Origin of the sequence: Paraburkholderia sp. HC6.4b (assembly GCF_014200875.1) — a bacterium.
Lineage (GTDB): Bacteria > Pseudomonadota > Gammaproteobacteria > Burkholderiales > Burkholderiaceae > Paraburkholderia > Paraburkholderia tuberum.
Genome location: NZ_JACHDC010000016.1, coordinates 225,865 through 238,054, shown reverse-complemented (window position 1 = coordinate 238,054; position 12,190 = coordinate 225,865). Strand labels below are relative to the sequence as shown.

The 12,190-nt window shown below is 55.8% G+C and carries 12 protein-coding genes and 1 tRNA gene; 6 read left to right on the top strand and 7 right to left on the bottom strand.

The window, feature by feature from the left end; all coding sequences use genetic code 11:
- Positions 1-22 precede the first annotated feature (22 nt).
- Positions 23-760 carry a hypothetical protein gene (locus HDG34_RS24295; protein WP_184062757.1) on the bottom strand — a complete coding sequence of 246 codons (738 nt, stop codon included), beginning with the start codon at positions 758-760 and terminating at the stop codon, positions 23-25.
- 102 nt (positions 761-862) lie between these two features.
- Here HDG34_RS24295 and HDG34_RS24290 point away from each other — a divergent pair, with 102 nt between their 5' ends.
- Positions 863-1,306, top strand: a complete 444-nt coding sequence (locus HDG34_RS24290; RefSeq protein WP_184062755.1) for a hypothetical protein — start codon at positions 863-865, stop codon at positions 1,304-1,306.
- 75 nt (positions 1,307-1,381) lie between these two features.
- On the opposite strand, the gene HDG34_RS24285 is transcribed toward HDG34_RS24290, so the two are convergent.
- Positions 1,382-2,362, bottom strand: coding sequence for a site-specific integrase (locus HDG34_RS24285; RefSeq protein ID WP_184062753.1), 981 nt, complete (start codon positions 2,360-2,362; stop codon positions 1,382-1,384).
- 84 nt (positions 2,363-2,446) lie between these two features.
- Here HDG34_RS24285 and HDG34_RS24280 point away from each other — a divergent pair.
- Positions 2,447-2,522 (top strand) — tRNA-Ala (locus tag HDG34_RS24280).
- Positions 2,523-3,074: 552 nt separating this feature from the next.
- Positions 3,075-3,959 carry a plasmid replication initiator TrfA gene (gene trfA / locus HDG34_RS24275; RefSeq protein WP_260321303.1) on the top strand — a complete coding sequence of 295 codons (885 nt, stop codon included), beginning with the start codon at positions 3,075-3,077 and terminating at the stop codon, positions 3,957-3,959.
- Here trfA and HDG34_RS24270 read toward each other — a convergent pair.
- Both HDG34_RS24270 and HDG34_RS24265 read right to left on the bottom strand, forming a co-directional pair.
- On the bottom strand, positions 3,905-4,813 hold the full coding sequence (locus HDG34_RS24270; protein ID WP_184062751.1) for an HNH endonuclease: 909 nt from the start codon (positions 4,811-4,813) through the stop codon (positions 3,905-3,907). The two genes, trfA and HDG34_RS24270, sit on opposite strands and share 55 nt — an antisense overlap.
- The gene (locus tag HDG34_RS24265) at positions 4,810-6,678 is read right to left on the bottom strand and encodes an AAA family ATPase (protein WP_184062749.1); all 1,869 of its coding nucleotides are present in this window, start codon (positions 6,676-6,678) and stop codon (positions 4,810-4,812) included. Before HDG34_RS24265 ends, HDG34_RS24270 begins: the two co-directional genes overlap by 4 nt.
- Before the next feature lie 848 nt (positions 6,679-7,526).
- Between HDG34_RS24265 and HDG34_RS24260 the strand changes: the two genes are divergently transcribed.
- From HDG34_RS24260 to HDG34_RS24250, 3 genes are read left to right on the top strand one after another with little or no spacing between them, the layout of a single operon-like run.
- The gene (locus tag HDG34_RS24260) at positions 7,527-7,823 is read left to right on the top strand and encodes a DUF4031 domain-containing protein (RefSeq protein ID WP_184062747.1); all 297 of its coding nucleotides are present in this window, start codon (positions 7,527-7,529) and stop codon (positions 7,821-7,823) included.
- Positions 7,801-8,988: a nucleoside triphosphate pyrophosphohydrolase family protein gene (locus HDG34_RS24255; RefSeq protein ID WP_184062745.1), complete on the top strand. Its 1,188-nt coding sequence runs from the start codon at positions 7,801-7,803 to the stop codon at positions 8,986-8,988. The genes HDG34_RS24260 and HDG34_RS24255 overlap by 23 nt, the downstream gene beginning before the upstream one ends.
- Positions 8,985-9,647, top strand: a complete 663-nt coding sequence (locus HDG34_RS24250) for a uracil-DNA glycosylase (protein WP_184062743.1) — start codon at positions 8,985-8,987, stop codon at positions 9,645-9,647. Before HDG34_RS24255 ends, HDG34_RS24250 begins: the two co-directional genes overlap by 4 nt.
- Positions 9,648-9,661: 14 nt before the next feature.
- Here the strand turns inward: HDG34_RS24250 and HDG34_RS24245 are convergent, their stop codons facing one another.
- Genes HDG34_RS24245 through HDG34_RS24235 form a run of 3 tightly spaced genes read right to left on the bottom strand, consistent with a single transcriptional unit; the run spans position 9,662 to position 12,188 of the window.
- On the bottom strand, positions 9,662-10,453 hold the full coding sequence (locus HDG34_RS24245; RefSeq protein ID WP_184062741.1) for a hypothetical protein: 792 nt from the start codon (positions 10,451-10,453) through the stop codon (positions 9,662-9,664).
- Between the two features lie 14 nt (positions 10,454-10,467).
- Positions 10,468-11,142: a C1 family peptidase gene (locus HDG34_RS24240; RefSeq protein ID WP_184062739.1), complete on the bottom strand. Its 675-nt coding sequence runs from the start codon at positions 11,140-11,142 to the stop codon at positions 10,468-10,470.
- 2 nt (positions 11,143-11,144) lie between these two features.
- Positions 11,145-12,188: an ImmA/IrrE family metallo-endopeptidase gene (locus HDG34_RS24235; RefSeq protein WP_184062737.1), complete on the bottom strand. Its 1,044-nt coding sequence runs from the start codon at positions 12,186-12,188 to the stop codon at positions 11,145-11,147.
- Between the last annotated feature and the right edge of the window lie 2 nt (positions 12,189-12,190).

The following is a 12,190-nucleotide window of genomic DNA, read 5'->3' as shown; positions in this document are numbered from 1 at the left end:
ACACAAACCATTACCAAACCGCTCAGCAGACCTGGACCATTCGGTATCTCTGATCGATGCCGCCGTCTAGTGTCGGTTTCTCACAGCCGTTCACAGCTTTTCGCGGTGCGACAGTATGGACCAGTCTTGCGACTGCCACCGGTAACAAAACGAGCGCCGCCGAGAAAAATGCGGCTGGCACCGTAAGTAGCCACGCGATCAAATAATACAAGACAAGGAAGACGGCAAAGAGAAGAGAGAGGCTCCCGCCGATGGCGATCGGGTTCACCAAGTGTGGGATATGAAAACTAGCCGGCGCAGGTATTTTATAGAGACCGTCCCAAATGATCGCCATAAATCGAGTTCCCATGAGCAGGTCAAAGGCGCCCAGCATTACAGGGCCAAAGATCAGAAGACCAACTTGTGATCCGATCTCCGCAACAGCCTTCTTGTGATCGACGCACCACTTTATTGAAAACCAACCGAATACACTGGCCATGCCGACTGTTGACAAGAATGCACCTAGGGAGCGACTTGTGCCAGCAAGTTTCGGTAAGAAGAAAAACAGCACGAACGACACAATCGCTATGTAACCATACAGTTTCCTCAGGGCGATCAAGCCTTCGATTACTTTTACGTCTTTTAGGCGATCATTGAAGCTTCCATAACCGTCTTCAAGGTGCGCTACAAAATCATTGATTTTCGGGTTTTGACGGGCCATATCGCCTGCCCAATAAAAACCAATAAGGATTTGTACGCAGGCGAGTACGAGTTTGAGCATGGTCGTTTTTTTGTTATCAGGGAGGCTGTGTAAAAATGAAATTCTTCGATTCTAAGGGTCAGTATTGTAGACCTGATTCGAGGCTGTTCTCAGGTACCTCACATGCACAAACTGAAGATTCAACACCGTAGACGTGAACTTCTAAGTCGATATGGGCGCATCACAAGTTGGCACGCAAGTCTAACGGAGCGTGTGGACAGGCCGCGCGGTAGTCCGCCCGAGCGCGAAAGTCGCGTATCGATTCTGATGGAGGGGGAGTTCACCGAACCGGTGCGCGACGTGACCCGGTTCTTGATCCAAGTCTCGCCGACAGACAAGCCCAGTATTGGAAATGCTGATGTTCCCAACGTTGGCGTGTTCATTTCGATCAAACCCGAGTTACAGGGCGTGGTCGATATGACGGATGACCATTTTCAGGCGTTGCTGACTCTTGCTTCGTCAGGTCGCTTGGAATGGTGCCACGTCGCATTCACGGTGCCGTTTCGGCGGTCTGCTTTCATCGTCAGTGTCGATTTCACCACTCGCCCGCCCGACGACGAGACTTAAACGTCATGCAGTCTCGCCCCTCCAATTCGCCGCCTGCCGAGGGGCGAACTCCATTACTTGGCGTTCCGACGATGGTCATCCAAGTTTCATGGCTAATTCGCCGGGGTCAATCGACACGTACCGTTGAAGCATGTTGGCCGTTGCGTGACCGGATATGGCACGAAGTTCTAGAACGGACAACCCTTGCTTCGCCAACCTTGTCAGTGCGTCGTGTCTGAGATCGTGGAACGTGAAGTTCGAAATGCCGGCCCTCGCAACCGCCCGTTCGTATGCCTGCTTCACGGTTTCCATGGAAACGGGGAAGACTCGTCCGTCAAGGCTACGGGGTAGCGATTCCATGATCGCGATGCACGTAGTGGATAGCGGAATCTTTCGCGGATGCCCTGTCTTCGTCATTTGTAGGGTCGCCGTTCGGCGTGTCAAGTCAACGTCTCGCCATAGCAGCGCAAGGATTTCGCCGCGTCGCGCAGCGGTTTCCAGCGCGAACACCACGACAGGCTTTATCCACGGGTTATGGCACTGACCGCATGCCGAGACAAGCGCGGCCCTTTCTGAGGTAGTCAGCACGCGATCACGGGCTTTGCCAGACCTTGGCTTCCTGATGAGGCCAACGGGGTTGCTCGGAAGATGAATTCCCCATTCCCGGATCGCGATGCTGAAAACGTGCCCCAGAAGCTGAAGTTCGCGTAGTGCGGTGCCGGACGAAACTTCGCTTAGCCGGCAATCCCGCCACGACGCGACCATCTGCGGCGTTATGGAGGACAGTGCATGTTTCGCGAGGCTAAGTTTTTTGAAGCTTTCAATCCTGTAGGATTCGGCGCGGCTTCCACGCTTTCCGTTGCTGACTTCCTTTGCGTATCGGTCAAGAAGTTCTCCTAACGTCGTCTGGTGATCTTTTCCGTCGTTGATCCAGTGTCCGGCGTCGATAAGACGTTCTTGCTGTCTCGCCCATTTCTCCGCGTCTTTCTTCAGGGCGAATGTCTTGGATTGGACCGGGTAGCCTTGCCGTTTGACGATTGCCTGCCAACGGTCGTTGCGTTGTCGTATGGTTGCCATCACTTCTCCGAGGGTGACAGCAGGGTGACAAGCCAGTCTAACGATGGGGGCACGTAGCGCTAACCCATTGATTTCGCAATCGTTGGGGGGGTAGCTCAGCTGGGAGAGCGTCGCGTTCGCAATGCGAAGGTCGGGAGTTCGATCCTCCTCCTCTCCACCAAAAGTTTCAATAAAAACAACGCACTACGTCTTGCGATGTAGTGCGTTGTTTTGCATTCCGGCGCAGGTTTTTGCACACGCAGTGTGGCAAATTTGTGGCGCCGTGCGGTTGTTCGAGATCGCGCAGCTCATTGGTAGAAAACACTTCGTTTCTCTACCGAGATCTCAGCGACCCTTAGTCAACCTTGCATACATCAGCCAACCAACGCCGCTGTGTGCACAAATGTGACATGGCGCAAACAAGAGGCCAATGTCCATGCAAGCGCTACTCACGGTCGATCAACTCGCTGAGCATCTACAGAAATCTGTTGCCAGCATCCGTAGCGATGCGACGCGCAATCCTCAGTCCCTTCCGCCGATCTGTCGCCTTCCCAACACGAAGCGCCTTCTTTGGCGCGCTGAAGATGTAGAGAGGTGGATTGGCCTACACGTCGCCGGCGCCGACTCGCCTAACGTGGCGGAACTGCCGTCACCTGAAAAGCGCCGACGGGGGCGCCCAACCAAAGCCGAAACGGTAGCGAAGCGCGCGCATAGCAACGGCAAGTGGTGAGTCATGCCGCTTGACGATTTGCAGGGCACCGTGGTCCGTGCAGCCATGCTCGGGCGGGGAGCAACAGGCGCAGGCGGCGAGTCGGAGCGCCACTCGGTTGATGCACTGGTCGCACGCGTCGTGGAATTGCAGAAAAGGCACCAAGAGCGGACCGCCCATGAAAAGCGCAACAAGCTGACCGGCGCACCGCTTCCGCACGATGTCGTTCAGTTGCCGCTTTGGCCGGACCTTGTGAGGGGCGTGCCCAACGGCTTCCTGCGGTCAGCACTGTTCGGCGCTATCGCCAAGGGACGGCGCCGCTATATGTCGGGCGAGCGGGTGACGACGCTCGACGGTCTGACAATTCTTTACACTGGCGAACGCCTTGACCAAGGCGACCTCGATGGCTGGGAAAGCGTGCTTCACGTCGTGCGCCTTCAGGCGCTGGGGGTGCCGTGCCGTGTAACGTCCTACTCGCTGCTAAAGCTCATGGGCAAGACCGACACGGGCAAAAACCGTAGGCTGCTGCACACGCGCATCACCCGTCTAAGAGCCAACGCGGTAGAGATCAGGCAGGACGGGTGGTCATACATCGGCGGCCTGATCGATGAGGCCTACAAGGACCACGAAACTCAGGAATGGGTGATCGTGGTCAGCCCAAAGCTGCACAGTCCCATGGGCATGCTGGCGTCTCCCGTTCCATTGATTCCAGCACGCTACGTGAATATAGATCAGTTAACAACGGAACGTAACACTAGAGCGTCAGGATTGAAGTCTGGCTATCTCGTTGTGTCATGGCTTCCTGCTTACGTACTGGGGATCTGTTCATGTCACTCAAAGCCGCATCCTGCGGCTCATGTCGGGCCGCGCAGGCTCTCTTCGTATTCTTCGATCAACGTGTCCAGTTGATCTCGAAAGAACGCGTTCACAAAGGCGGAGTATTCCTTGGAGGTGTCACCGAATTGGCGAACCTGCTTGATCAAGTCGACTGCTAGTTCAATGAGGTCATTTCGCGCGTCTTCATCGGTTTTCGCAGCTGCTTTGGACAACGTTTTCCTGATTGTGACCATTTTGGTTTGCAGCGCTGTCAGCACCTCCGTTCGAGCTTCGACCAAGCCCTGTCGGTTAAGTGCGAACGTGTAAATGGTCGCAATGCCAACTGGATCCTCGTGACCTTCACCGACGACAGGTACGGCAACGCTTAGATTCTGATCAAAGGACCATGTCAGATGCGTAGAGGGATCGACACTTGTTGGATCGATCAGGAGTGGTGCCTCAAGCGTGCAGTCGTCGCCTTCGTTGAAAGCTCGATGTCCAGTGATAGGGAACTGGTCTTGCTTGCCGACCAGCACCTCCCTCTCGGCCGCGAGTTGCTCCAGCGTCATGCCTTGCACGAGGACACGATGATTGCGACGCCGGTTGCAGTCAATACAGGAAGGAAGGAGGTTTTCCCAGTTAGCTGCAAGCCACCAGTATCCGCGATGGTGGGGCTCGTCTTCCACTTCACCTTTCGGTCGGAAATGCTCGACGTCCATCGGCGCAGTTGCTTTGTAGCTGGATTCGCAATAAGCACATTTGCCGCCGAACAACTGGTTTAGCGTGGCCTTAACGTCCGCCCCCTTGTACGCGGTGAAATCGAAGGATCCTTTGGTTGTAGTTCGGTAGAACTCGCGAGCACGCGTCAGTTCGCGCGCACCGGCACCGTCAGGTGCGGTCAGGGAGACCGGCGCGTCAGCTCCAACAGGACGTTGAACAAATATCATGCGTCCCTCGCTCTGATCAATGCGTCGAGAACGGCTTTCACACTGTCTTGCCGGAGCTGAGACCGCTCTGCTAGCGGCGTTGCCTCATAGCGCCGCACAAATTCTCGCGTTGCCTCAGTGACGATTTGTCGTAATGGCGTGTCGCCGATCAGCATCGTGTCTTCGATTTCCGCGGCTAGAGTACTCAGATGCTGTCGCTGTTGATCGGATGTTGAATTGGCACTTAGCGAAGCGAAAGTGTCGAGTTTCGATTCGAATTCCGGGGCGGCCGTACTGCTCAATCCAAAGAAATCTGAAGTGAGAAGCTGGTCGGTGCGCAGCGCGTTGACATCAGGAAGGTCCTGCAGTTCACGGATTCGATTTTCCTCGTCCCGATAGAGGACGTGAACTTCGCCCTTCTGCATTCCCCGAAGACAAAGGGGGTCATGCGTCGTCGCGATAAACTGCACACGTGGGAACGCGTTACGCAGAGCAGACACTACCTGGATCTTCCAACGTGGATGCAGGTGCGTTTCGATTTCATCTATCAGAACGATCCCTTGCGCCTCCTCGAAGTTGCTCCAGCCATCCAGAAGATTACGCATCAGTGTGACCGTCATACCGAAGACCGATCGATAGCCTTCACTCATCTGCTGAATCGGCGTATCGCGGCTGTGAGCGCGAACCAGAATGTTGCCTCGCTCATCAAGCTTCAGTTCATCATCCCTTTGCAACGCGAAAATTTCCCGCATCGCGCGCGCCACGGAATAAAAATCACCTCGACTGAGACCTTGAAGCCATGCGATGGGATCTGCAAGGGTCCACAGAGGGTCGAAAAGTGTGCGAGCCGAATCAACCCTTGTACGGCGCCTCTGTTCATTCTTGAAGAATCGCCTGGCGCCGAACGCATGAATCGTTGCTGCGGCCGACGCCGTCCCTTCGAATTTCTGATTGACTGCATCAATCCGTAGTTCCACCTCGGAGCGATCTGCGAGCGTCACTCTCACGAAGCAATCTCGTGTACGTGTTAGTTGCCAGTTTTTCGTTTCTCGACTCAGCAGATCGCTGGCTTGAATCCCCATCTTTTCGCGCATCGTGCTGCCCATAAGACACAGTGCGATGGCTTGCAGAATTGAACTCTTGCCGGCTGCATTTTCACCCAGCAACATCGCGCCCGGCATTCGCTTGTCCGACGGCCAACCTCCGTTGAGGTCGAGAGTGAGATCCTCGATTCCACGAAAGTTGTGAATCTCGACGCGTTTGATTGGCGATTGGTGTGAAGGCCAATCAACGGATTGAGGTGCCGCTGCAAAGTTTTTGACACTGAAGGCGGCCGAACCGGATTGCGCCTGATCCGTATTCGGGCAGAATTCGGCGACGTGGACATCCGATTCAAGCGAGACCAGGAGTTGAGCCAAGCCTTCGATCAGCTTTCGCGCCATCGGGCGCGAGCGACCCAGATGTTTGGCGAGTCGATGGCCGACCTCCGTCAGAATGATCCGCATTGCACCCGCATGAGGCGTCTTATCATCGAGGATCTGCTCAAGCACCTGTAGCAGAGCATCGGCTTTGTGCCTTGCTATTTCCATGCTTTCGATGCACTGCGCGATCTGGTGGGCGCGTTCCTGAACCAGTTGAGGGCGATTCAGGGCGAGCACATCAATCGTCTTTGCGGCTCTTAGCGACAGCGGCAGGGCATGCCCGTCCAGAGTGAAGTCGAGATGCCCTTGAGGATTGTCCTCGCAAGGGTTGAGCAGAGTACCCGATTCGATGCTATTTGCCTCGTCCCATGTGCTTAAAAGTGTGGCGCGGCGTTCGTCATCAACCGGAAAGAAGTTGGACTTTTCTGTGTTGCATTCGCGACAGACCAAAAAAAGTTGCGCCATTCATATGCGAACCACCCGTAGTAGTCAGCGCTGAATTGGGTACTCCTGGCACCCTTTTCCCTCGCACTATGCAGCGGTCGGAAGTGATCGATCGCGCCTGTTGTGCCGCTGATTGAACGCTCGCAATACGCGCACTTTCCCTCGAAGAGATCGTGAAGCACCGAGACGACGTCGATCGAGTACAGAAGTGAATGATCCAAAGGCACGCGTCGCGTGAGTCGCTGCGCTTCGGGGAGGGAGTAGTGTCCGGCGATATCCCGGTAGGCGGCTTTGGCTTGACTGCCCAACAGTATCTCAGGGCACGACGAACTGTGCCGTTCGACTTTACGCATGCTGATCCTTGACTTATATAGATTCCACTCGCTATACGCTACCGGCGAAATGCCAAATGAGTGGATGCGACGGTTGCGTCCCGTATTTGCATCAGCATTTTAGCGATCCGATGTGTCCCGCTTTCCATCGGCGCCTATGCGCACTGCATCCCGTAGCAGTCGCGCGATGAGTCGGGCGTGCGCATCGCTACCATCCCACACCTCGCTGAGTGCCTTCATGAGTATTTCGCTTGAGGCCGGATTTCGACGAATGGTTAGATCAAAATCAGCATATCGACATAATTCGGCAACGGTTGGCGTAAGACGTCGAAACTGGCCGTTCCGGACGCGACAAATCTTCCCTTGATCTATACCCAGTAGCGATGCTAGGGTGACTTGCGTGTCACCTTTGCGGTTCATCGCGTCTCGCAACGCAGTTGCAATCTCTGTCTGGATTGACATACGATGGAATAAATATCAACATAAATACATTCTTAGGATAAACTCCTGCCCGCATTTCATCAACCGGGATCATGTATGGCCATCTACGTCGACAAGGCCGAATGGGAATGGCGCGGACGCAAGTGGTGTCACCTGCTTGCCGACGACATCGAGGAATTGCATCGATTCGCGGCCAGTCTTGGGTTGAAGCAGAACTGGTTTCAGGATAAGGGGAATTTTCCCCACTACGATCTCACTGAGTCCAAACGTGAGCTGGCACTGCGGCACGGTGCCATTGCGGTGTCGAGACAGGAAATCTGGCAAATCGCGCTTGCCTTGCGACTGAAGTTTTTGCGCCTTAGGAGAATCCATGCGTCCGTTGACGCTCGTTGAATTCGAGCAGCACATTGTCGCGACCAACAAGCTCGCTGATCGACGGGATCAGTGGCTGCAGGTTGCACTTTTCGGATTGATGGGTGAGGCGGGCGGTGTACTGTCCGCACTCAAGAAAGAAGAGCGGGAACCCGGTGCCCAGGAAAACTCCATGGCCATTCTGGCTGAAGAGCTGGGGGACACGCTGTGGTACTGGGGATCGTTGTGTCTGTTTTCAGGCGTCAGTCCGGCTACCGTTGCCGAACATGTGTGCCGCGACAGCAGTAATAAGACAGTGCCGGCAGAAAACGAAAGCGCGATAAATCTGGCCCATGTCGAATCCGCGGTACGCTTGTTAGAGCTGGAGCGCAACTGGACCTTATCAGATGCACTTTTGCGTCTAGGTCAGGCAGTGGGGGCTCTCTTCCAGGAGCAGTCTTTGCTGGAAAACGCAAAGAACCCGGATCACTTGCCCCTGTTGCAAATCGAGAAGCTGCTTGCCGCGATTCTTAAAGCAATTGCTGCGGTTTCCATCCGCATTCCGGTTCACCTGTCAGTAGTCGCTGCACGGAATATCGAAAAAACACTGGCACGCTGGCCGACCGAAATGATCCATGTGGGCCTGTTCGATGAGGGCATGCCGGCCTATGAACAGCTTCCACGCGACATTACGTTTGACTTCCATGAAGTTGGAGATGGTGAGCGTGGGCAGTTGCTTCTGCAATCCTCAAAACTGAATATCGGCGACCGGCTCACCGACAACAGTGCGGATCCCGATTTCTACCGGTATCACGACGTGTTTCATATGGCCTACGCGGTACACCTTGGCTGGTCGCCTGTGTTGCGCGGCTTGCTTCGCGTCAAGCGGAAAAGTGATTCCCGGACCGATGAAAACGAGGATGGTGCCCGGGCGATGCTCATCGAAGAAGGTATTACGACCTGGATATTTAACTACGCGGCCAGGCGCGATTACTTCGTCGACAAGGACAGCATCGACTTCTCGATCCTTAAAACCGTCAAACAGATGGTTCGCGGCTATGAAGTGGACATATGTCCGTTCTGGCAGTGGGAACAGGCCATTCTCGACGGATACCGTGTTTTCAATCTCTTGAAGAACAACGGCGGAGGGGCGGTTCGGCTCAACCTTGTTGCGCGAAGCCTCGAGTATGTTGGAGGAACGCAATGAATATCGAAGAACTCATTGAGATGATTGTCGATGTGAATCTCGACAATGTATTCAACCCCTATACGGATGTTTGTCCCTTGCACGATGATGCGTCTTCGCCGACTGTTCGACGCGACAACCTGATGGCGTTCATGCGTGCAGTGGAAAACCGCGGAACGGAATCGATCTGGTTCGGCCGCGATCTCGGATATCGCGGTGGAAGACGTACAGGGCTTGCGCTAACGGATGAGGGAAACCTCACGGCGCTCGTAAGAACCTACGGCTGTCGATCGGTGCGAAAAGCGACCTCGACTGGCGCGGTCGCCGAGCGTACTGCGACCGAAATATGGAAGATGATCGAGGCTCTCCCGTCGGCGCCTTTCCTCTGGAACGCGTTTCCCTTTCATCCACATAAACCCGACGAGCCTATGACGAACCGCTGTTTTAACGCAGCGGAGCTGAAGGCGACAAGGCATATTCTGGACGGGGTGTTGTCGTGGCTGAAGCCCTGCACGGTGATTGGCCTTGGCAACGACGCCGTCAGAGTCCTGGACACGCTCGGCGTAAAGGCGCAGTACATTCGCCATCCCAGTTACGGAGGGCAGGCGGATTTTATGCGCGGTGTATGCGAGATATTTGGGGTTTCAGCGACAGCAGGTCGTCAGCCTTTGCTTATCTAGACGGAAGAGCAGCATCAGTTTGCCTTTACCGAAAATGATTCCTGCAGCTGACGTAAATCGGCGCGAGTTGTGCCTGCGGGAAGGTCGAGCTTGGCGCAGGACGAAATGACAGTCAGCGTCCCCGCATTCAGGCCGGCTTCCCGTGCAACGAAGTTCAGCAATCGCGCGAGGCCGACAAAGTTGCCCAGTGCTTTCTCTACGAAGTAGTGCGTCCGATAGAATGCGATCAGATCGACGCGTGTCCGGTCGGGTACCTTAAAGCTCAGATGGCTTAAACAAGGACCGCTTCGCGTGCTCGTCATTCCGGGCAAAGTCGGATCGGCGATCGCGATTTCCAAGTCAGGGTCGACAAGGCTCAGTTCATGATGCGAGCGGACCACGCGGCCTCGCCGGACACTTGCCGCCATTTTTCGGATCATCCGATCCAGCGGATTGATCACTGTCCCGTTCGCCTGCGTTCTCTCGAAGAGCCTATGTGCGTACGTTCCCCACCAGTTTGCCCGCTCCTGTTTAAGCAACGGATAGACCTCATCGAGGTAATGCCGATACATCAGCGGCGCAGTGAACCGTGAGGCGACGTCTTGGGGAAACAGCGTATTCGAGACTGCCTGCACCGGCTGCTTGCGTGCACGTCTTAGCATCGCGTCTACCTGTCGGGCGATTTCCCGATCGTGAGGGCCCTGGATGGTCGGCGCGCCAATCTCGGTCACCAGCATGTAACCGACGTCACCTTGCAAATTGAGCATGCCCTGAAGGCCGTCAATCCACGCTTCCCCGACGGACTCGCCGCGCGCAATCATCACCATACCTGTTCTCCTTTCTAGGCAACCATCAGCAGCTTTGCATGATGCTGGAGGTAGGCTGACGTAAGCCAGGCATACCCGCCCATGCCCCAGCCAGTGCCCCAGCTATTCTTGATCAGATAGACATCCTGACCGTTGGAATCGTCCGTGCCTCTTCCCGCGAGAATCACCGCATGGCCACCGTACTGAGGATCGTTGGCGCTACCGTCGATCAGGGAATCCGCATGCGACGCTTTCGGATCAAAAAACACCTCAGTCATCTGAAGTCCGAGCACGGCCGGCTTACCTTGTTCTGAGGTTCCGATCAACTGGTTTGCGAGCGCCAGCGAAAAGGGGTGCACGTCGAATTTGCGCGACATCAACGGGGCCAATATTGGAGGAACGGGCAAGGCGGCACCAGGCTTCTGATTCGGGTTGTACGGGTAAGCAGACGAGTGGGGTTGACCAGCCACACCGACAGCCGCAGCAACTGCGATCGGCGTGAGGCCCACGGTCGGGTCCAATTTCGGCAACGGCAGTGGCGACGCGTGATACACCAGATGCTCGACCGACAGCGGCTTAAATGGCGACGCCCCGTTCACGTGGAACGCGTGCACATCGCTTACGCTGAAGGCAAGGCACGTCGCACGATCAGATTGATCAAAGACGGGACCCAGTCGCGGACGCAGGTCCACTTGAAGTGTGATCGGCATGCTCAGGAAGGGATGCGTTGTTGAACAAGCAGCCCGCTGGGCTGATACGTCGGCTCGTAGGCCAGTCGGAAGGTCGATGCGGGTTCCGAATTGCGATCCCACGGCCGCTGCTGTCGCAAGCCGACTACGCTCGCGTATTGCTCGAGCGTGTTGAGAAAATCCTCGTCATCGCTTTTCAGATCGCGCACGGCCTGCGGGGCTTGCAGAATGAAGGTCCGCTCCCGCTGCGCACCGTATACCGTATTTTCGGGACCAACCGCGGGTGCCGCGGCTGGTGTTCGCTCAACGATATCGAATCCGGCCCGACGTGCTTCGCTGATATCCCACCGGTAACCTGCTGATGGGCGCTCTTTCAGGCGCAGAACAAACTGATCTCGCGGTCCTGCATGAATGCGCATGTTGTCGTCGCGCTCATTCAGTACCCAGACATCTGCTTTGCTCGGCGGCACGCCTTCGGCGCCGAGTTCGTTCAGCTTGATGGTCTGAGGCTTCGCCTTGACCAGCGGCGCGCGCTGTTGCGCCGAGAGCTTCAACAGGTTCGCAATGGCAATAGCGGTTGCGACATAGCTGCACCCAAATCGCAGTGCAAGCTGATAGACGACGCCCGGATTGAGCAGATCGCCGCGCACAATCTGTTTCTGGATCGCAACCGCACGCAAGAGCCACGGTGGCAAGAGAAACGCGGAAGCGAAATGATTGGCTTGCTTTTCAATGGGATCATCAGGATGCAGAAGCGACGCCTCAGAATCGAGGTTGCTGGCGTGGCGCAGGCAGTGGTGCCCAAGTTCATGCGCGCCGGTGAAGCGTTGCATGCTCTGTGGGCGCAACGTGCTGATGAGCATCCCGGGTTCTTCTTCCTTCAGGTACGCGCCGAGCAGGCCTTTAAGCGGTTTGAACGCGACGGTGATGCCAAGTTGATGGGCCGCATCAAAGACGTCGATACGCGTTTCTCCGCGCTGGAGGAGCGTAGAGTCGAGTCCTAGGCGCGTATGCACACGGGCCGCCTCGGCGTGCGCCTCCAATCGTGCGCTGTACTCGTCAGCCATCT

Bases quoted from the DNA above. Each gene is read 5' to 3' on its own strand.
- HDG34_RS24295 (WP_184062757.1), bottom strand. From the start codon at position 760: ATGCTCAAACTCGTACTCGCCTGCGTACAAATCCTTATTGGTTTTTAT.
- HDG34_RS24290 (WP_184062755.1), top strand. From the start codon at position 863: ATGCACAAACTGAAGATTCAACACCGTAGACGTGAACTTCTAAGTCGA.
- HDG34_RS24285 (WP_184062753.1), bottom strand. From the start codon at position 2,362: ATGGCAACCATACGACAACGCAACGACCGTTGGCAGGCAATCGTCAAA.
- trfA (WP_260321303.1), top strand. From the start codon at position 3,075: ATGCCGCTTGACGATTTGCAGGGCACCGTGGTCCGTGCAGCCATGCTC.
- HDG34_RS24270 (WP_184062751.1), bottom strand. From the start codon at position 4,813: ATGATATTTGTTCAACGTCCTGTTGGAGCTGACGCGCCGGTCTCCCTG.
- HDG34_RS24265 (WP_184062749.1), bottom strand. From the start codon at position 6,678: ATGGCGCAACTTTTTTTGGTCTGTCGCGAATGCAACACAGAAAAGTCC.
- HDG34_RS24260 (WP_184062747.1), top strand. From the start codon at position 7,527: ATGGCCATCTACGTCGACAAGGCCGAATGGGAATGGCGCGGACGCAAG.
- HDG34_RS24255 (WP_184062745.1), top strand. From the start codon at position 7,801: ATGCGTCCGTTGACGCTCGTTGAATTCGAGCAGCACATTGTCGCGACC.
- HDG34_RS24250 (WP_184062743.1), top strand. From the start codon at position 8,985: ATGAATATCGAAGAACTCATTGAGATGATTGTCGATGTGAATCTCGAC.
- HDG34_RS24245 (WP_184062741.1), bottom strand. From the start codon at position 10,453: ATGGTGATGATTGCGCGCGGCGAGTCCGTCGGGGAAGCGTGGATTGAC.
- HDG34_RS24240 (WP_184062739.1), bottom strand. From the start codon at position 11,142: ATGCCGATCACACTTCAAGTGGACCTGCGTCCGCGACTGGGTCCCGTC.
- HDG34_RS24235 (WP_184062737.1), bottom strand. From the start codon at position 12,188: ATGGCTGACGAGTACAGCGCACGATTGGAGGCGCACGCCGAGGCGGCC.